Here is a 17938-nt window from a genome sequence, read left to right as displayed (position 1 = left end):
GAAAACAAAGGTTCACTCATGTGTTTTAACGGATTCCATTTACTTTATGCTTTTACGAATAAATGGAGCAGGTCCTTTTCAAAATAGATTTATTCTTAGAAGGAATTCAAAGGCAAAACAGGAGAATCTATATGATTCTTTAAGGGCGAATAAATGAAAAATAAAATATCCAAACATGCAGATACAAATCCGCTTTTATACCTTTCACTAAAAATAATAATAGCATTATATATTATAAGGAATACTTGTCCTTAATTGTAAAGGAAAGGGGGGAATTGATATGAGTTATGGCTATGGTTATCCTCCTGAAAAATGTTGTAAACATCATAATGAAATTTTATCAACGGGTGTATTACGTAGACATTCCGCTACATTATTTCTTACTGTTGAGGCTATGAATGTTGATCCAGATGATACTCATAGAGTAACAGTTGAAATGTTTGATTGGTCATCGGGTTCTCCGGTATTGTTACCATTAGTAGACCCTTCAACACAAACATTGGCACCTAATCGATATGTTACTTTTCGTTCAGCAGCTCTTCCTCCAGGACTTTTTGCTTATGAAGTAAGAATCATTCGTCCAAAAGATAGAGATGTTGTTACGAATGTTTTTGGTCTTAGTGCAATCGTATTTAACCCACAAGAAGGAAATAATGTTTTACAACATGATTTAGCAAAATTAGACCTTAAATAGATTTTGTAAAAGTCCATTTATTGGACGTGATTAAACAAAAGAGTAGGATTATATCCTGCTCTTTTGTTTTAACATCAACTATATTAGAGTTTTAAAAAAATCTTTCATCATTTTAGCATCTTTAATGTTCACCGTCACACCTTTTACTTTATCTTTCTTCTCATCTTTAGCAATTGTAATTTGCTCCTTATTATCAACCCAAACAAGAAATTCTTCTTTTGAGTCATCTTTATATGTAACGGTAATAGTAGAATGTGCAGATTCTCTCTTTTTTTGATCTAAAGTGATTGTTTTAGGTGTTCCATTTTGAACTGCTGAAACGATAGATTTTATCATTTCTTCGTTATCTGTTTGAGATTTGGAAGTAGTATGATTTGTTGTTTGGAGTATTTCAATGTCTGTAATATTAGCGGAATTTAATTGAAATGTATTTTGTGTATGTTCTTGCTTAACTTGTGAAGCTTTATCTGTAGCCGAGGTGCTTGTACAGCCTATTAAAGTGAACGATAGAGCGGTTAGAGTGCATATAGATATGATTTTTTTCATAGTATCCCTCCTTATGTTTAATTATAACAATTTTCTGTTATTTCAGGTAGTTATTGTAAGGAGAAGATGTTTTAAAGTGGTAAATTATGTTGTTCATTCTCTATTAAAATCAAAATTTACATAACTTTTTTCATATTTTATGTTTAACATTTCGAAAATGGGTGTACTACATATAATATAACAAATAATTCATTTTAAAGGAGGAAGTTAAAGATGGAAACGAAGTATAGTAAACCTTTTGTATATGAATTTATTACGGAGAAAGAGGTCATGAACGCAGCGAATGATCTAGTGAAGAAAGGAATAGACCAAAAAGATATTTACGTATTAACACATGAGAAAGAAAGGACAGATAGAATCGCAGACAATGCAGACGTGAATACAATTGGTATAAAAGAGGAAGGACTTGGAACAAGCATTATGAATGTCTTTCAAAAAACGGGAGATCAGTTAAGAAATAAGATGCAGGAGTTAGGGCTTAATGAGGAAGAAGCGAACTTCTACGAAGAAAAGCTGGATGAAGGGAAAATCTTGTTATTCGTTAAGGATTTAGAAAGAGTCGGTGAATGGTTACAAGAAAGAAGATGCACGTATACCCTTTAAATCTTTAAATCTATAAATCTATTACGAAAAGGAGATTGTAAATATGAGTGAGAACGGGCTAAAAGAACAAATTACTGGTAAAGTTGAAAAGAAAAAAGGACAAGTAAAAGAAGGAATTGGTGAAATTACAGAAGATAGAGAGTTAAAAAATGAAGGGAAGTGGGAGAAGACGAAGGGAACTGTAAAAGAAAAAGTCGGAAAAGTGAAACAAAAGATAAGTGATGGATTGGATAACAAAGAATAATACATGTTTATCAAGCTTTGGTTAAACGCCAAAGCTTGATAAATCCATTATAAAAATATATAGGAGGTCTAATTGTGGGACTTATTATTACGTGTATTGTAGGTGGACTTATTGGGGCGTTAGCTGGAATGATTACAGGAAAAGACTTTCCTTTAGGTATAGTTGGTAATGTGATTGCTGGTTTAATTGGATCTTGGGTAGGTAGTGCGTTATTTGGTCATTGGGGTCCTGAATGGGGAGGCATTTTTGTTCTTCCAGCGTTATTAGGTGCAATCGTCTTTATTTTAATCGTTACATTCTTCTCTAGAATGCTACGGAAAGCGTAAGTATGATAATGAATAGTAATCTTAAGTTTATTATATATAGCTATAAAGTTAATGAACTGATAAAAATACATAAAAAAGCATCCAATTAAAATAATTTGGATGCTTTTTTTATGTAATCTGCATACGAATGAGTGGGGAATAAAGAATTCCCCACTCATGAAAATTACACTTTCTATTATGTATTAAACCATCGTTACTTTCTTACAATTATTTATTCTTACGACCTGCCTTGGTTCTATATGAGATAAGTCCTCGCTATTACCTATATCCACTACAATTGTATTCGTTAGTATGTTAATAATGGAACCAATTAATTTTGTAGCATGATCGTGTCGATAAGAAAATTGAACGAAATCTCCCTTTTTAAAGTTGTGCTCTTCCATAGATAGATCCCCCTAAAAATAATGTTTATACATAATACATACACAAATTTATAAGGTTTAAACATTTGTTAGTATTTTTTATGTGTTAAGCTGAGAAAGATGTGGAAAATTTATCCCGCTTTAACGGGCAGTAAGACCCCCACCTCAAAATTCAGCGGAAGCAAAGAAGTTAGGTGGGGGATCAACTGTCCGTAAAAGTCCGATTGGTTCAATTAATAATCAGTGGGGGATGAACAAAACCCCCACTGATTAAAGTTTCACTTTATTTATAATAAAAATAAAAAAATATGTTTAAAACTAATTTTTATGGGTAATTAAATAGTAAAAGTTTGAGATAAGGGGGCGGAAATGATGAATTTGGCAATAAATATTTTGCAAAATGATTTAGGTTATACGGTACAACTTAATGGTGAAATTGATGCGTATACGGCATCAGATTTAAAAAATAAGATTATGCCTATTGCAAGCGAGAAAGAGGTTTATATCGTAGTAGATTTTAATAAGGTAGAGTATATGGATAGTACTGGTTTAGGCGTTTTTATAGCTTTATTAAAAGCAGTTAAGAAAAATGATGGAAAACTAGAGTTTATTGGTGTATCTAAAAGGTTAAAGAGATTATTTGATATTACAGGGTTAACAGAAATATTAAATTTGAATTCCGATTTTGAAAAAGTAGAAAGAAGGTGACTAGGGATGATGGAGAGATTTGAAAAGATAGAAATGAAAATTCCTGCAAAGGCAGAATATGTCGCTATTATTCGTTTAACAATGGCTGGTGTTGCGAATCGAATGGGCTTTGCTTATGACGATATAGAAGATATGAAAATTGCTATTAGTGAAGCATGTACAAACATTGTACAACATGCATATAAAGAAGACGTTGGAGAGATTACAATGGTCTTTGGTCTATATGAAGATCGATTAGAAATTATGGTTGCGGATAATGGGGTTAGTTTTGATTTTAGCACCTTAAAAAGTAAAGTTGGTCCGTATGATATTAATAAACCAGTAGAGAACTTGCCGGAAAATGGTTTAGGTTTATATTTAATAAATACGTTAATGGATGATATACAAATCATGCATGATGAGGGCATGACAGTTTTAATGACAAAATATATACAAAGAGAGCAGGTGGAGAATGATGGAAATCCAATCTCAACCTACAATTCTTACTAAAGAAGACGTTATTAAACTAATTGCAGAATTTCAACAAAACCAATGTGATGAAGCACAGGAAAGGTTAGTTGACCATTATAAAAATCTCGTATATTCCATTGCATATCGCTATTCGAAAGGCGGGCCGATGCATGAGGATATTATACAAGTAGGGATGTTAGGGCTCTTAGGCGCAATAAGAAGGTATGATTATTCGATAGGAAATGCTTTTGAGCCGTTTGCAATACCTACGATAGTAGGGGAAATTAAGAAGTATTTACGTGATAAAACATGGGGCATTCATGTTCCGAGGCGAATTAAAGATTTGGGCGGGAAAATTAAACTTGCGATAGAGGAGCTAACAGATTACCTGCAACGTTCACCGAAGATTATAGAGATTGCGGATCATTTAGGACTATCAGAAGAGGAAGTTCTAGAAATTATGGATGCTAAAAATAATTATCGAGTATCTTCCTTAGATGATGTAGTAGAAAATTCATCTGATGGAAGTTCGGTAGCGAGAATTGAATCTGTAGGTGAAGTAGAGCAAGGATATGAACAGACAGAAAGACGTCTCATTTTAGAGGATATTTTTAACGTATTAAATGAGACAGAAAAGAGTGTTATTCATTATATATTTGGAGAAAATTTAAATCAAAAGGATACAGGGGAACGGTTAGGTATTTCACAAATGCACGTTTCTCGTATTAAAAGACAAGCGATAAGTAAATTGAAGCAAGCGGCGTTTTTAGATACATAAAAATTTTAAATAATTATGTTTAAAACATGTGAAAAGGGGTAGTTATTAAGTATAGGAGGAGATATGAAAATGTCACACGATGTGAAAGAACTAATCGAAGGATTGAATGAAGACTTAGCAGGAGAATACTCAGCAATTATTATGTATAACCATAATGCAGCTACAGTTTCTGGTATATATAGACAAGTGTTAAAACCTTTCTTTGAATCTGAAATTAGTGATGAACAAGGACATGCCCTATATTTAGCGGAGAAAATTAAGACGCTAGGTGGTACACCTACTACAATCCCTTTACCAGTGAAACAAGTAGAAGATGTTAGAGAAATGTTAGAATACGCTAGACAATCAGAATATGAAACAATTAAGCGTTATGAAACGAGAAAAGAACAGGCAGCGAAATTAAATATGACAGAGTTAGTTGTAAAGTTAGAAGATATGATTGCAGATGAAACAAATCATATGGAAGAATTGGATCGTCTTTTAAATGATAAAGCAATGGTGCTAAATTAAAAGTGGAAATTTATAGAGTGAAAGAACAAACTCTCATTTCTGGGGGTTTGTTCTTTTTCTGTATAAAAAATATGTTTGAGTAGGAAATTTTCATTTTATAACTGAGTATGTAATACTAGAAAAATAGAAAATGATAATAGATTTACATTTTAAATACGAAAAGGGGAAATAACTTGTGTCCATTTTAATTGTCGATGATAATCCGGTTAATATCTTTGTAATTGAAAAAATTTTAAAACAAGCCGGATATCAGGATCTTGTATCGCTGAATTCTGCACAAGAGCTTTTCGAATACATTCATTTTGGAAAAGATTCTTCCAGGCATAATGAAATAGATTTAATTTTATTAGATATCATGATGCCTGAAATTGATGGACTTGAAGTTTGTAGGCGATTACAAAAAGAGGAGAAGTGTAAAGATATTCCTATTATTTTTGTAACAGCTTTAGAAGATGCGAATAAATTAGCTGAGGCTCTTGATATGGGGGCAATGGATTATATTACGAAACCTATAAATAAAGTTGAATTGTTAGCGCGTATGCGTGTAGCATTACGCTTGAAATCGGAATTAAATTGGCATAAAGAACAAGAAGAAAATCTTCGAAATGAACTAGATTTAGCTACACAAGTACAAAGAAACTTATTAAGTAGCCCATTAAGAGAAGAGCATATAAAAATTGAAGCAAGTTACTTACCTTCATTTAAACTAGCTGGAGATATGTATTATTGGTATAAAATCGATGAAAATCGCTACGGTATTATATTATTAGATGTGATGGGACATGGTGTATCTGCTTCATTAGTTTGTATGTTTATTTCGTCTGTATTACGTGAAACGATTAAATGTTTAATCGATCCAGAACTCGTTATTAAAGACTTAAATAAATATATGACTCTTTTACATAATGAGAATGACAACATTCCATATTATTTTACAGCGATATACTTAGTAGTGAATACAGAAAATAGAACAATTGAATATGTAAATGCAGGACATCCTTCTGGATATGTTTTAGTTGATGAAACAAATGTAGTTGAACTAGATCGCGGGAGTTGTGCGGTAGGATTTTTTGATGAAATAAAAGTTCAGAAGACAGTTATACCTTTTGAGAAGAACGCTCAAATCGTATTGTTTACAGATGGTGTACTTGAAGCAATTGCAAATGATGAATTTGAGTCTGAAGAGAAACTACGCACTTTTACAGGAAGAAAATGGGGAGATTTAGAAGAAGAGATAGAAGGGTTTTATAAGGAAGAACAGAAGAAAGCACAATCAGATGATATGTGTCTAATTATGATACAAACGAATGCGAAATAAAAAGCGTATGAAATCCAAACAGAGGATTTCATACGCTTTTATTGTATTTTTTGATAAATTTGTTCGTTAGGATTAAATTGGATATAATGCGGCATTATATCTGAAAAACGAAGAGTTTCTTTATTTCCTAAACATAGGAATCCATTGTGACCTAAACTTTCATAAAATAGTTGCTGTACTTGGTTTTGAAGTTTACTCGTAAAGTAAATTAAAACGTTACGGCAAAGTATAATATGAAATTCGTTAAAAGATTGATCAGTTACTAAATTATGCTGCGCAAAAATAATGTTTTGTAAAAGAGAAGGATTAAAATAAGCGAAACGATTATCTGTTGAATAATAGTTAGAAAATGCTTGTGTACCACCAGCTTGTAAATAATTTTTCGTATAAGTTTGCATTTTATTTAACGGAAGGATAGCTTGTTTTGCTTTCTCTAACACATCTGTATTCATATCTGTTGCGTAAATAACAGCTTTTTCACTTAATCCTTCTTCGTGAAGTAAGATGGACATTGATAATACTTCTTCACCAGTTGCGCATCCAGCGTGCCAAATTCTAATTTCAGGATACTTTTTTAATTCAGGAATCACATGCTCTCTTAGCGCTTTAAAAAAGTTAGGGTTACGGAACATTTCAGTTACATTAATGGAGAAATCATTTAATAACTGTTCTAAAACCCCTTCCTCATGAATTACTTTTTCAATTAATTTTGAAATGGTAGGGATATGAGAGAGCTGCATTCGATTACAAATTCTTCTATAAATAGATGTGCGAGCATATTGTCGAAAATCAAATCCTGATAGTTTAAATACCGCTTCCAATAGTAATTCAATTTCTAAGTTCGTGCGCTTATCCATATCTACAGATGGATCAAAATTATAATACTTATTTTCCACTTAAACTAAACCTCACTTATTTTATTAACCATACACTCATTACCGAATAGAGTTGATGTAAATTTAATGGTTTACTTATATAATCTGAAGCGCCAGCAGATAAACATTTTTCTTTATCATTTGGCATTGCTTTAGCAGTTAATGCGATAATAGGTATTTCATGTAACCTTAAGTTCATTCGGATATGTTCCATCGTTTCATAACCGTCCATATTCGGCATCATAATATCCATTAAAATAAGGTCAATATTTGTATTGTTTTTTAGTATGTCTAAACACTCTATGCCGTTTTGTGCAGTAATAATGTTGGCATGTTGTTTTTTTAATGCATTTTGTAATGCAAATATATTTCGATGATCATCATCGACAATTAAAATAGTTTTCTCTTGGAAGACGTTATTTGTTTCTGGAGTAACGATAGTTTCCTCGACAACTTCAGCAGGAATAACGTCATCTATCGTTGCTGCGACTTCTAAATTGGATACCTGTATATCATGTAATCCATTTGGAAGGTTAGGAATATATACGGTAAAAGTACTGCCTTCTCCTATATGACTCTCTAACGTAATCCAACCACCTAATAATCTAGCAAACTCTTTACAAATAGATAAACCTAAGCCTGTACCACCATATTTTCGAATCGTTGCTCCATCTGCCTGTTGAAAGGCTTCGAAAATAAGTTGATGCTGTTCTTTAGCGATACCAATACCAGTATCTTTTACTGAAATTGTAATCCAATCATTACTGATAGACTGCATATCATGACTCAAATTGGTTGTTTCTATTGAATCGAAATGTAAAGAGACAGATCCTTTTTCCGTGAATTTAAATGCATTGGATAATAAGTTTTTAATAATTTGTTCAACCCGTTTTGCATCTGTATAAAACAGATCAGGAATTGTATCACTGTCTTCAATCGTAAATTCGACATTTCTTTGTGCAGCTATATGTAAAAAGTTTTGATGCATATTTGCTGCCATGTCACTTATGTTCGTTGCTTCAAAAATGACATCTAGTTTTCCGGCTTCTACTTTAGATAAATCTAGTATGTCATTAATTAAAGTAAGTAAATCTTTCCCTGATGAATGAATAACGGTTGCTAATTCAATTTCATCATCAGATAAATGATTATCATGATTTTCTCTTAACATTTCAGATAATAGTAAAATACTATTTAACGGTGTGCGTAATTCATGTGACATATTTGCTAGGAATTCTGATTTGTATTTTGAGCTACGTAACAACTCGCTTGCTTTTTCTTCTAATTCTGATTTAGCAATTTGTAAGTCAGTTGTCTTCTGCTCGGCCTCTTCAGTTCTAGACTCTAATTGTTCATTCGTTGTTCTTAACTCTTCGGCTTGCATTTGTAGTTCTTCAGCTTGTGTTTGCAATTCTTCTGATTGAACTTGCAACTCTTCCGTCATTGCTTGTGATTCATGTAAAAGATTTTGAATTCGCATACGTCCCATAATACTATGGATTGTTAAACCTAGATTATCAACGGTTTGTTGAATTAAATCTTGATGTAAATCTGAAATCTCAGTTACACTTACTAACTCCATTACTGCGATAACTTCATCTTCAAATAAAATAGGGATGACTAGTAGATTTTTGGGACGTATTTCTAATAATCCAGTAGTAACGTAACGAAACTCTTCGGGTATGTCTCGAAGAATAAAGCTTTGTTTTTCTAAAGCACATTGCCCAATTAAACCTTCACCCATTTTAATGGATTGTTTTCCAATATCAGAAATTTGATCGGCGAAAGAAGCTTTTTTCACATAGTAGACAGTTTCTTCAACTTCTTCACGTACATAGAATGCACCGCAAGAGATTTGCGTTTTTTGTATCATTCCACTAAGAATTTTGTTACCCAACATCTCAATAGAAGGTACACCTTGATACATTAAAATTAATTCTGCAAGCTCGGTTTGTAACCACTCTCTTTTAGATATTTCGTCTAGTAGATGGTTCGTTGTATGAGCAAGCTCTTTTATTTCATCATGGGTGTTTACATGAATTCTTTCCGTAATTTTTTCTTTAGAAGAAATGGATGTAATAGCTTGAATTACATTTTTAATCGTTTTTGTAATGGAATTCGAAATATAGAGTGAAATGATAATAGAAATACAAGAAAGTAAGAACAATAAACTGTATAACCAAATCTCTAATTTATTATTTTCAGTATCTAATTGTGCAGCTCTTTTTTTTGTTAGTTGCTCCTCTACACTACGGAAGTTAGTTAGCTGTGATTGTAATGATTGAATTTGAGTCGTGTCGATTGCTTGTATGTTATTACTATTATGATTCGTAATGAATGGGTGAATCTCTTTATTAATCCAACTAGTAATGTTTTCATTAATCTGTTTTAATTTTTCTTGCTGAGAGGGGTTATCCTCTAATAAAGCAAAAAGATCTTGATAATGTTTTTCGTAATCCTTTTCCGTAGCGTTAAGGGATTGAACGTAATTAGGGTTATTAGAAGTGATAAATCCTTTCGCTTTATTTTCAATTGTTAGCAGCTCTTTCTCCACTTGATTCGTTAAATTAAGAACTTTAAAATCGTGATCAATAATAAAATTACGAGATTTTTGTAAATTAGAAATCTCATTGTTTAACATAATGAAAGAAATAAGTAAGAACAAAATGATAACTAAGTAACCAGCCATAATTTTGTAGCGAATACTAAATTTTGCTTTCGGGTTCATTAAAAATTCCTACCTTCAAGGTTAGTAAAAGTTTTCTATTGTAAAGAATGAAAAACGTAATATATATTATATCAGTTTTCGTAAGGCCAAACTAGAAATCCCCCTATTGTATTAGGGGGTCTCGTTTTGAATAGAGGAAATCATTTTGAAATATAAAAAGATATATGAAAAGTAACAATCGAGGGAATAGGGGGATTATAAAACTTTTAAGAAGGAAAGAGTGTTCTTAAAGCTTTTTTTGCATCTATTCCTTCAAAGATAAATAATACAAGCTCTCTCTTTTTTACAGTAAGGAAAAAGGATATTAATGTACTTAAGTTTTTAATAGAAGTAAGTGTCCCGTGTTTACTTATAAATAAATTCGTTTGAAATGTTGTCATTAAAGCATAAAAATGATGAATCTGAGTTATTGTAGGTGTTTCATTATAAGAAATAGTAGTAGAGTGAATGGCATTCATCGAAATATTCCTTTCTGTATAGTAAGCATAACAATATAAACATACCCGTTTTAAAAAATGTTAAACATATAAATACGAAAAAATATAATTATAGTTTTTTAGGTTTAGAAAGGGTTACGAAGGGTATACATATACTACAAAGAGATTGGCTGAAGAGGAATGATAAGATTTCTAGTCTATAAAAATATACTTTTACTTTAAATAAAAAGGAGTCTGGTATACATGAATGAAATGATGATTGATATTACGTTTGATTTAATTTACTTGTTAAGTAGTTCGCTTGTAATGCTTTTACTATTCGCTTTTTTCGTAAATGGTTATGTTAATAAGAAAATTAGTGTATACAGAAATGAAGAAAGATAAAGATACAATATATAAAACTTTAGGAGGTTAATAGTTATGGATGTAGATAGAAAAATAGTAGGTATTTTTAGAACAATTGATGATGCGGCACTCGTTATTAATGAATTAAATGAAAAAGGATATGCAAAAGATAACATTTCAGCTATTGCGAAGGATCAAAAGGAAATTGAACATCTGGAAGAAAAATCGGGTGAAAAAGTAAATAATGAAACTGCACATAAAGCGGATATCTTTTCAGCGACAGGGCTTGTGGCAGGAGGAGTAGCAGGCGGACTCGGTGGTTTATTAACCGGCCTTGGCATACTTGCCGTATCTGGGATGGGTCCAATCGTAGCAGCGGGACCTATCGCAGCAGCTGTTGGAGGAGCCGGTATTGGCGGAGGAGCTGGAAGTTTAATAGGAGCATTTATCGGCTTAGGAATCCCTGAAGAACACGCTAAGAAATATGAAGAATACATTTACGATGGAAATATATTAATTTTAGTAGATGCAAAATTAGATGATAAGTTAGAAATTTATAAAATATTTGATAAGCATAATGCTTATAACTCTGATTTCTTTAAATAAAATGATGAAAAATGTAAACATAGTGAATATCGTTTTTGGTCTTACAACTTTGGCGCGACCGAGGAGTCGTATGACTATAAGAGAGGAAGGGCTTATAGTAAAAGATCAAGTTCTATTACGTTATTGAAAAAGAGAGAGGTGTCTATTCGTGATTGTGAAAATATTAAAGGATAGTAGTAATAGTTTCCTTTGTACAGTTCAAAATAAAAATGGAGATCAGTATGTGAAGAGATGGTTTCGTAAACAGGAAAACAATGAAGAATTAGGACGACCAACTTTCAAAGAAGTAGAAAGGGACTGGAGAGAAAATAGAGAATCATTTATGTATCCAAATGTTAAAGCGCTTTATTAAACATAATAGGCGTTTTATTCTTACAAAATTGTCACACTCCTGTAAGGTAATTCAATAGATTCGTTGCTTGTTCCATGTCATAATAAAGACATAAGAAAGCTAATCAAAAATTATAAGTTATAGGAGAGTGTCAGTCATGATTGTAACAACAACGTCTGGAATTCAAGGTAAAGAAATTATTGAGTATATCGATATTGTAAATGGTGAAGCTATTATGGGTGCAAATATTGTCCGCGATTTATTCGCTTCCGTTCGTGATGTTGTCGGTGGTCGTGCTGGTTCTTATGAAAGCAAGCTAAAAGAAGCTCGTGATATCGCAATGGATGAAATGAAAGAACTTGCAAAACAAAAAGGTGCGAACGCTATCGTTGGTATTGATGTAGATTATGAAGTTGTTCGTGATGGAATGTTAATGGTTGCTGTAAGTGGTACAGCTGTACGTATATAATTAAATAAAAAACAGGCTCACCCCTTGAAGTTCATGCTTTGAGGGGATTTTTTTGTTTCATGATTAAAGTTAAAATGAAGAAGAGTTGATGGCGTATTATAAGTACAAAAAATAAGATGATGGCGAATGTACTGGCTCGCTAAAATGATATAACCGCTTAAAGGATAAGCTGAAAAAACTATACTGTACATATGTTTAAAATAAGCAAAACGTTATTGTAAAAAATGCTAGGATTGCTCCTAGCATTTCGTGAGGGGGTATTGCACGGGAATTTAGATAATAAGCAGACATACCCACTTATTTCAAATGTAGTATATATTGTTTTCAAGGAGAAAAGTAAGAAATACAACAATCTTTATATATGTTTAACGAGAGTGTTAACTTTATGATAAATAATAAAATTGTTATTTGGGGTAAGGAGAGAATGAGGGATATGGATAACTTTAAAGGTGGTTAAGAGGAATTTACAATGAAAACAAAAAAGCGGATATACAAAAGAGGGAGGAGAGGAAAATCAATAAAAAAGGTGTATAGGATGTGAAAGGTAAGGTGATAGTGTTGATGCAAAAATAAAGGACAGTACATATTGTATATGACTACTATGTACTGTCCCGATGATTCTTTTTGGATTATGAAAAGTTGTTTCCTGTCTTGCTATAAATTTCATAGGCGAAATAACCAAATAAATAGCCTATTCCAGACCCTAAACTAATGGAAAGCAGTGAGAAAGCCGGGAAAAACATACCGAAAATCAAACCAATCATACAGCCGACAAGCATTCCCATAGGTATTAAACTATCTAATAACAGTTGAGCTTTTTGAGATTTTTTTTTACCTAATTTTCCGTTCTTATATTTATGTTCCAATCTTTTAATTACAAATACTACAATTCCACCAACTATTACAACAGGCGCGATTGCCGAAATGAACCACATGTCAGAAGCTCCTTTCGTTTTTAATTAAATAATACCATATATTAACATTTTTAATTTAAGCGGAGACAAGATCTTCTACATTTCTTTTCCTTTTATTCATGACTAAAGTTAATAGGAATAAAAGGAAGCTTAAAAGTGCCATTATAATAAAAACTTGCGTATAACTATTAAAATAATCACGAGCGATTCCTGTTAGGACAGGAATGAATCCGCCCATAATATATCCTCCGGACTGCATCATAGCAGTCCATGCACTCGCATCTTCTGAAGTTTTTGTTTCATATAGCGGTAGCATAAGAGCGAGTGGAAATACGCCGCCGAGCCCGATACCTAGTAAAATAGTAGGGATCCATGGTGTAGTTAGTGGGTAAATCATAAGCGATAAACCTACGAGTACAAAGCATATACTCCCTAATAACCAAAGTGCTCGGTTTTTATAAATATCCGCTAATGTTGGAATTAAAAAGCTGCATATCATTTGAACAACTGTAAAAACAGTTATAAGAGTACCAGCTTGTTCGCTACTGACACCCATATTTTGATTTGCCGGCGCAAGCCAAGTCGTAATGGAATAAAAGATTCCTGATTGTAGTCCGAAAAAGATTGTGAACAACCATGCTTTTTTATTTCTTAAAGGTAAGCTATTATTCTTTTTATCTTGTGTACTCGTATTCTTTTTTCGTTTCATAACCGGATACCAAAATATAATAGCGATTATAGTAAGTACACCCCAAAAAGCGAGTGCCATATTCCAATCGTCTTTTAATACATGTTGTAAAGGAATCGTTAATCCTGCACTTAAAGAAGCGCCAGTTCCCATGCCTACTGAATATATTCCAATCATTAAGCCGATTTTCGTAGGGGATTTTTCTTTAATAAAACCTGATAGTAACGGACCTGCAAGTGCAATTCCAATGCCGATAAATAAAGAGCTCGCGAATAATGTGGAAATGGAAGAGGTAAAAGCCCTCATACATGTAGCAAAGCCAATTAAAATAAGACAAGCCATAATTGCTTTTTCTGCCCCATATTTTTTAATTACCTTCCCAGTCAGTAAGGCGAATGCCCCCATACAAAAAACAGGAATAGCTGTTAAAAAACTAACGGAAAAATTGCTTATATTTAAGTCTTGTCGGATGGTTTCTAATAAAGGTGAAATAGATGTAATTCCGATACGTAAATTAATGGAAACAAAAAATAGTGCTAGTATATACAAATAAGTTCGTCCTTGATGTTTCAATTTCATTTTCTCCTCTCATAAACATCAGATGTTATTGAGTATATCATCTGATGTTTAAGTGTAATATATAAGGAGCTTATTTCAGCTCCAAATTTTGAACGGCGTATGTTCGTGCCTCTTCGGCATTTTGTTCTAAAATAGCTTGGAATAATTTTTCATGAATTTCAGAGTTATCTTCATAGTTCACTGTATTTAATATTAATTGGCTTAAAATGTGGCGAAGGGCAGGTACGAAAGATTGATACAAATCAAGTAGAACTTCGTTTTTGCTCGCCTTTGCAATTGCTAGATGAAACTGAATGTCTGCATCTATGTATGCTACATAATTTCCTTCTTGAAGGGCATGTTTTCTTTTATTCAAATGTCCTTTTAAGTATAAAAGATCCTCTTCACTTCGGCGCTGTGCCGCTAACATAGCTACTTCTTTATCTAACATATTTCTTGCTTCATACACATGATTAATATTAGCTGCTTGCAATCGTTTTTCAAATGAATCTTGTGTTGTATTTAGTGAGACAATACGAGTACCTTGTCCTTGTCGAACTTCTAAGATGCCGGCATGTACTAATATCTTTATGCTTTCTCGCAGCGTTGAACGTCCTACTCCTAACTCTTCCATTAATTGCGGCTCTGTAGGGAGGCGATCGCCAACTTCATACTCGCCAGAAAAGATTTTCTCTTGTAGACGTTCCAACACTTCATCGACTAATTTCCGCCGAGAAACTTTTGAAAAAGATTTCTTTTCGTTCATATTCATCTGCTCATCTCCTGTTATATTAGTTTTTATGATAACCAATTTAAGGTCTGTTGACAATGTTATTTTTTAGGTAGTTGAAGCCGGGATACTAAAATAGGGTTTATAAGACATAAAAAAATCTATTTTGATAAAATCGATTTCTCCTGAATACATAGTAATATAAGAAAAAGACGCCCTTGTGAGCGTCTTTTTTCAACTTGAGATAGATGTATCATTATTGTTCTGCTAGGTTACATAGTTCTCGTATAAAGTTTTCTCACACAAATGATCTGTGTATCAATTTGTTTTTGATATACAGATCATTTGTATGATAATTCTTATAAATAATTGCTGAATGATAACCTTACATGAATGCTTTTAAAAGCTCTTGAACTAATGGAATTACTCCACCTACAAAGTTTAAAACTGCCATTGCGATTTCCATATGATTGCCTCCTTTAGTAGTAAGATGTAATAAATCTTTATAATTCCATTATAGTAAGCGCTTACAAAGACATCAATGCATTTCGATATGCAATATTTCATATTTATATTTGGTAATGAGGATGAGGCGGAATCAGTAACTTATCCCGCTATTTGTGGGAGTCGGGCTGTCCATAAAAGCACAATTGGTGAGGGCTAATAACTAATGGGGATGGACAAAAGCCCCAATGATTAAAGTTTCACTTTATCAAAATGTAAGCTGTATCTTGTATAATATAATGGTGGAGGTCGAATATGAAAAAAATAAATTCAAATATAGATTTGGATAAAAATGTATTGGAAGCGGTATTTATTCCAAGAAGGTTTATTGTTTTATGGATTACACTCGTATATATAGCTTCAATACTTTTAGAATTTCGTAATAATATTTTCTCTATGGATAGTTTTTTCTTTACAATAGTCATTGTTATTCATACTATTTTTCATTGGTATGCGAGTTCATTAAAAAATAGGCAATTGTTGTACTTCTTTTTTGTACAACTTTTCATTGTGTTTTTGGCTGCGTTTATTGCGACAAATGCTTCGATAGCGATTTTTGTTGGATTAACTCCTATTTTAATCGCCCAAAGTTTATATGTTTATAACAATATATTTAAAGTAATGGCAGTTTTTACTCTTATGTATGCAATATTTTGTGCTGCAATTAGTATTAATTATGGTGTGAATAAATTAGCTATTCTTATCTCTATGTTTCTTTTAGTGTTAGCAATTATTATTCCTTTTTCTTATATTAATAAGCAGCAATTTGATGCACGTAATCGTATACAGAGCTATATTCAAGAGTTAGAGTCTGCATATATGAGAGTGGAAGAATTGACATTAGCTAATGAAAGGCAGCGTATGGCAAGAGATTTACATGATACGTTAGCGCAAGGTTTAGCAAGTTTAATTATGCAATTGGAAGCAATAGATGCCCATATGCAAAAAGGGAATACAGGACGCTCTCAAGAGATCATGAAACAAACTATGATAAGAGCGAGACAAACTTTACATGATGCAAGGTTGGTTATTGATGATTTGCGTCATACTACTAATTCATTTAATGAAGCAGTAAAGGAAGAGGTTCAGCGTTTTTCTGAAGCTACGTCCATACATGTGAGACTCACTATCCAAAGTCCACCGTATATTTCAAGCGTAGTAAAAGAGCACTGTTTATATGTAATTAGTGAATGTTTAACGAATATCGCAAAACATTCACAGGCAGCAGATGTAAATTTAAATGTTGAATATATCGATGATCTTGAAAAACTTACTATTGAAGTTGAAGATAATGGAATTGGTTTTGACACTAGATATATCGGTAAGAATCCTGGACATTATGGTTTAATTGGTCTAAATGAGCGTGTTCGATTGATTAAGGGAGAAATACATATATTGAGTGAAAAGATGAAAGGTACGAAAGTGTATATTCAAGTGCCTATAAATAAAGAAGGAGATAGCCATGAAGCATAATGTATTAATTGTAGATGATCATTTCGTTGTAAGAGAAGGTCTGAAATTAATAATAGAAACGAGTGATTCATTTCAAATTATAGGTGAGGCTGCAAATGGAGAAGAAGCTCTTTCTTTCATAGAGAAAAAGGAACCTGATGTCATTTTAATGGATTTGAATATGCCTAAAATGAGTGGTTTAGAAACAATTGAGGCTTTGAATAAAAAACAAAACCATACGCCGATTATCATATTAACTACTTATAATGAAGATGAATTAATGTTAAAGGGAATTGAGTTAGGGGCAAAAGGATATTTGCTAAAAGATACGGATCGTGAGAATTTGTTTCGAACGTTAGAAGCGGCTATTCGAGGTGAGATTTTACTACAACCAAATATTATGGAAAAGATAGTGAACTATAAAAGGAAAGAAATACATGCTGATAAGGTTGAAGGGAACAGCTTAACAGAAAAAGAATTGTTTGTGTTGAAAGCTATTGCACGCGGATATAAGAATAAAGAAATTGCATTTGATATGGGGATAGCTGAGCGAACGGTAAAAGCGTATTTAACAAATATATACAATAAATTAGGTGTTAATTCCCGGTCAGAAGCAGTAGCTGTATCTATTGAAAGGAAGTTAATTCATTTTTAAAACATTATATATGCCCAATCGTACATTATAGGCTTGCCCTTTTGTACGATTTTTTTATTTCTTTCTCGTGTTATGCTTCAGAAAGTATGAGAGATTTAAGAACATTG

At 32.5% G+C, this 17938-nt stretch carries 23 protein-coding genes and 1 pseudogene; 15 read left to right on the top strand and 9 right to left on the bottom strand.

What is annotated here, in order from left to right:
* Positions 1 to 280 precede the first annotated feature (280 nt).
* On the top strand, positions 281 to 694 hold the full coding sequence (locus tag QCI44_RS23110; protein WP_016133816.1) for a hypothetical protein: 414 nt from the start codon (positions 281 to 283) through the stop codon (positions 692 to 694).
* Between the two features lie 78 nt (positions 695 to 772).
* Here the strand turns inward: QCI44_RS23110 and QCI44_RS23105 are convergent, their stop codons facing one another.
* Positions 773 to 1240, bottom strand: coding sequence for a hypothetical protein (locus QCI44_RS23105; protein ID WP_016089048.1), 468 nt, complete (start codon positions 1238 to 1240; stop codon positions 773 to 775).
* A gap of 213 nt (positions 1241 to 1453) precedes the next feature.
* Between QCI44_RS23105 and QCI44_RS23100 the strand changes: the two genes are divergently transcribed.
* From QCI44_RS23100 to QCI44_RS23090, 3 genes are all read left to right on the top strand, one after another.
* On the top strand, positions 1454 to 1843 hold the full coding sequence (locus QCI44_RS23100; RefSeq protein ID WP_000448813.1) for a YflT domain-containing protein: 390 nt from the start codon (positions 1454 to 1456) through the stop codon (positions 1841 to 1843).
* A 43-nt stretch (positions 1844 to 1886) separates the two neighbouring features.
* Positions 1887 to 2087 carry a CsbD family protein gene (locus QCI44_RS23095; RefSeq protein ID WP_001293463.1) on the top strand — a complete coding sequence of 67 codons (201 nt, stop codon included), beginning with the start codon at positions 1887 to 1889 and terminating at the stop codon, positions 2085 to 2087.
* A gap of 74 nt (positions 2088 to 2161) precedes the next feature.
* Positions 2162 to 2413 (top strand): GlsB/YeaQ/YmgE family stress response membrane protein, encoded by a 252-nt coding sequence (locus QCI44_RS23090; RefSeq protein ID WP_000522903.1) that lies wholly within the window; start codon positions 2162 to 2164, stop codon positions 2411 to 2413.
* A gap of 182 nt (positions 2414 to 2595) precedes the next feature.
* Here QCI44_RS23090 and QCI44_RS23085 read toward each other — a convergent pair whose 3' ends face one another.
* Positions 2596 to 2796, bottom strand: a complete 201-nt coding sequence (locus tag QCI44_RS23085) for a methyltransferase (protein WP_000390991.1) — start codon at positions 2794 to 2796, stop codon at positions 2596 to 2598.
* Positions 2797 to 3144: 348 nt separating this feature from the next.
* Between QCI44_RS23085 and rsbV the strand changes: the two genes are divergently transcribed.
* The 5 genes from rsbV to QCI44_RS23060 all read left to right on the top strand — a co-directional run bounded on the left by rsbV (position 3145) and on the right by QCI44_RS23060 (position 6539).
* A complete protein-coding gene (gene rsbV, locus QCI44_RS23080) occupies positions 3145 to 3483 on the top strand; it encodes an anti sigma b factor antagonist RsbV (RefSeq protein WP_016089045.1) in 339 nt (112 codons plus the stop codon).
* 6 nt (positions 3484 to 3489) lie between these two features.
* Entirely contained in the window at positions 3490 to 3972 is a 483-nt protein-coding gene (gene rsbW, locus QCI44_RS23075) for an anti-sigma B factor RsbW (protein ID WP_016133818.1), read from the top strand.
* The gene (gene sigB / locus QCI44_RS23070) at positions 3935 to 4711 is read left to right on the top strand and encodes an RNA polymerase sigma factor SigB (RefSeq protein WP_098986618.1); all 777 of its coding nucleotides are present in this window, start codon (positions 3935 to 3937) and stop codon (positions 4709 to 4711) included. The genes rsbW and sigB overlap by 38 nt, the downstream gene beginning before the upstream one ends.
* 69 nt (positions 4712 to 4780) lie before the next feature.
* Positions 4781 to 5221, top strand: coding sequence for a ferritin-like domain-containing protein (locus tag QCI44_RS23065; protein WP_000017756.1), 441 nt, complete (start codon positions 4781 to 4783; stop codon positions 5219 to 5221).
* A gap of 175 nt (positions 5222 to 5396) precedes the next feature.
* Positions 5397 to 6539 carry a fused response regulator/phosphatase gene (locus QCI44_RS23060; RefSeq protein ID WP_016089042.1) on the top strand — a complete coding sequence of 381 codons (1143 nt, stop codon included), beginning with the start codon at positions 5397 to 5399 and terminating at the stop codon, positions 6537 to 6539.
* 38 nt (positions 6540 to 6577) lie between these two features.
* Here QCI44_RS23060 and QCI44_RS23055 read toward each other — a convergent pair whose 3' ends face one another.
* The 3 genes from QCI44_RS23055 to QCI44_RS23045 all read right to left on the bottom strand — a co-directional run bounded on the left by QCI44_RS23055 (position 6578) and on the right by QCI44_RS23045 (position 10600).
* Positions 6578 to 7435 carry a CheR family methyltransferase gene (locus QCI44_RS23055; RefSeq protein WP_016133821.1) on the bottom strand — a complete coding sequence of 286 codons (858 nt, stop codon included), beginning with the start codon at positions 7433 to 7435 and terminating at the stop codon, positions 6578 to 6580.
* A 16-nt stretch (positions 7436 to 7451) separates the two neighbouring features.
* The gene (locus QCI44_RS23050) at positions 7452 to 10142 is read right to left on the bottom strand and encodes an ATP-binding protein (protein WP_098986620.1); all 2691 of its coding nucleotides are present in this window, start codon (positions 10140 to 10142) and stop codon (positions 7452 to 7454) included.
* Between the two features lie 206 nt (positions 10143 to 10348).
* A complete protein-coding gene (locus QCI44_RS23045; RefSeq protein WP_016089039.1) occupies positions 10349 to 10600 on the bottom strand; it encodes a hypothetical protein in 252 nt (83 codons plus the stop codon).
* 222 nt (positions 10601 to 10822) lie between these two features.
* Between QCI44_RS23045 and QCI44_RS23040 the strand changes: the two genes are divergently transcribed.
* The 4 genes from QCI44_RS23040 to QCI44_RS23025 all read left to right on the top strand — a co-directional run bounded on the left by QCI44_RS23040 (position 10823) and on the right by QCI44_RS23025 (position 12330).
* Positions 10823 to 10963, top strand: coding sequence for a hypothetical protein (locus QCI44_RS23040; RefSeq protein WP_016089038.1), 141 nt, complete (start codon positions 10823 to 10825; stop codon positions 10961 to 10963).
* A gap of 36 nt (positions 10964 to 10999) precedes the next feature.
* Positions 11000 to 11530, top strand: a complete 531-nt coding sequence (locus tag QCI44_RS23035) for a general stress protein (RefSeq protein WP_016089037.1) — start codon at positions 11000 to 11002, stop codon at positions 11528 to 11530.
* 148 nt (positions 11531 to 11678) lie between these two features.
* Entirely contained in the window at positions 11679 to 11882 is a 204-nt protein-coding gene (locus QCI44_RS23030; RefSeq protein WP_098986621.1) for a DUF4028 family protein, read from the top strand.
* Between the two features lie 136 nt (positions 11883 to 12018).
* On the top strand, positions 12019 to 12330 hold the full coding sequence (locus QCI44_RS23025) for a YbjQ family protein (RefSeq protein WP_000637510.1): 312 nt from the start codon (positions 12019 to 12021) through the stop codon (positions 12328 to 12330).
* 629 nt (positions 12331 to 12959) lie between these two features.
* Here QCI44_RS23025 and QCI44_RS23020 read toward each other — a convergent pair.
* From QCI44_RS23020 to QCI44_RS23005, 4 genes and pseudogenes are all read right to left on the bottom strand, one after another.
* Positions 12960 to 13265, bottom strand: coding sequence for a hypothetical protein (locus QCI44_RS23020; RefSeq protein WP_064473034.1), 306 nt, complete (start codon positions 13263 to 13265; stop codon positions 12960 to 12962).
* A 55-nt stretch (positions 13266 to 13320) separates the two neighbouring features.
* Positions 13321 to 14511 carry an MFS transporter gene (locus QCI44_RS23015; protein WP_098986622.1) on the bottom strand — a complete coding sequence of 397 codons (1191 nt, stop codon included), beginning with the start codon at positions 14509 to 14511 and terminating at the stop codon, positions 13321 to 13323.
* Between the two features lie 70 nt (positions 14512 to 14581).
* Positions 14582 to 15262, bottom strand: a complete 681-nt coding sequence (locus QCI44_RS23010; protein ID WP_353811453.1) for a FadR/GntR family transcriptional regulator — start codon at positions 15260 to 15262, stop codon at positions 14582 to 14584.
* 343 nt (positions 15263 to 15605) lie between these two features.
* Positions 15606 to 15787, bottom strand: a pseudogene (locus QCI44_RS23005) (hypothetical protein).
* A gap of 192 nt (positions 15788 to 15979) precedes the next feature.
* On the opposite strand from QCI44_RS23005, the gene QCI44_RS23000 reads away from it, so the two are divergent.
* Together QCI44_RS23000 and QCI44_RS22995 are read left to right on the top strand one after the other, a co-directional pair.
* Positions 15980 to 17197, top strand: a complete 1218-nt coding sequence (locus QCI44_RS23000) for a sensor histidine kinase (protein ID WP_016133826.1) — start codon at positions 15980 to 15982, stop codon at positions 17195 to 17197.
* Positions 17187 to 17831, top strand: a complete 645-nt coding sequence (locus tag QCI44_RS22995; RefSeq protein ID WP_016133827.1) for a response regulator — start codon at positions 17187 to 17189, stop codon at positions 17829 to 17831. The genes QCI44_RS23000 and QCI44_RS22995 overlap by 11 nt, the downstream gene beginning before the upstream one ends.
* Positions 17832 to 17938: the final 107 nt, after the last annotated feature.

It is taken from the genome of Bacillus cereus group sp. RP37 (assembly GCF_040459695.1).
Taxonomy (GTDB): domain Bacteria; phylum Bacillota; class Bacilli; order Bacillales; family Bacillaceae_G; genus Bacillus_A.
Note: the sequence above shows the minus strand (reverse complement) of the source record. Positions and strands in the feature narration are given on the sequence as shown.

Coding starts and splice junctions, on each gene's coding strand:
- QCI44_RS23010 (WP_353811453.1), bottom strand. CDS start 15,262: ATGAATATGAACGAAAAGAAATCTTTTTCAAAAGTTTCTCGGCGGAAA.
- QCI44_RS23020 (WP_064473034.1), bottom strand. CDS start 13,265: ATGTGGTTCATTTCGGCAATCGCGCCTGTTGTAATAGTTGGTGGAATT.
- QCI44_RS23000 (WP_016133826.1), top strand. CDS start 15,980: ATGAAAAAAATAAATTCAAATATAGATTTGGATAAAAATGTATTGGAA.
- QCI44_RS23025 (WP_000637510.1), top strand. CDS start 12,019: ATGATTGTAACAACAACGTCTGGAATTCAAGGTAAAGAAATTATTGAG.
- rsbV (WP_016089045.1), top strand. CDS start 3,145: ATGATGAATTTGGCAATAAATATTTTGCAAAATGATTTAGGTTATACG.
- QCI44_RS23065 (WP_000017756.1), top strand. CDS start 4,781: ATGTCACACGATGTGAAAGAACTAATCGAAGGATTGAATGAAGACTTA.
- sigB (WP_098986618.1), top strand. CDS start 3,935: ATGATGGAAATCCAATCTCAACCTACAATTCTTACTAAAGAAGACGTT.
- QCI44_RS23040 (WP_016089038.1), top strand. CDS start 10,823: ATGAATGAAATGATGATTGATATTACGTTTGATTTAATTTACTTGTTA.
- rsbW (WP_016133818.1), top strand. CDS start 3,490: ATGATGGAGAGATTTGAAAAGATAGAAATGAAAATTCCTGCAAAGGCA.
- QCI44_RS23085 (WP_000390991.1), bottom strand. CDS start 2,796: ATGGAAGAGCACAACTTTAAAAAGGGAGATTTCGTTCAATTTTCTTAT.
- QCI44_RS23105 (WP_016089048.1), bottom strand. CDS start 1,240: ATGAAAAAAATCATATCTATATGCACTCTAACCGCTCTATCGTTCACT.
- QCI44_RS23095 (WP_001293463.1), top strand. CDS start 1,887: ATGAGTGAGAACGGGCTAAAAGAACAAATTACTGGTAAAGTTGAAAAG.
- QCI44_RS23015 (WP_098986622.1), bottom strand. CDS start 14,511: ATGAAATTGAAACATCAAGGACGAACTTATTTGTATATACTAGCACTA.
- QCI44_RS23045 (WP_016089039.1), bottom strand. CDS start 10,600: ATGAATGCCATTCACTCTACTACTATTTCTTATAATGAAACACCTACA.
- QCI44_RS22995 (WP_016133827.1), top strand. CDS start 17,187: ATGAAGCATAATGTATTAATTGTAGATGATCATTTCGTTGTAAGAGAA.
- QCI44_RS23100 (WP_000448813.1), top strand. CDS start 1,454: ATGGAAACGAAGTATAGTAAACCTTTTGTATATGAATTTATTACGGAG.
- QCI44_RS23050 (WP_098986620.1), bottom strand. CDS start 10,142: ATGAACCCGAAAGCAAAATTTAGTATTCGCTACAAAATTATGGCTGGT.
- QCI44_RS23110 (WP_016133816.1), top strand. CDS start 281: ATGAGTTATGGCTATGGTTATCCTCCTGAAAAATGTTGTAAACATCAT.
- QCI44_RS23035 (WP_016089037.1), top strand. CDS start 11,000: ATGGATGTAGATAGAAAAATAGTAGGTATTTTTAGAACAATTGATGAT.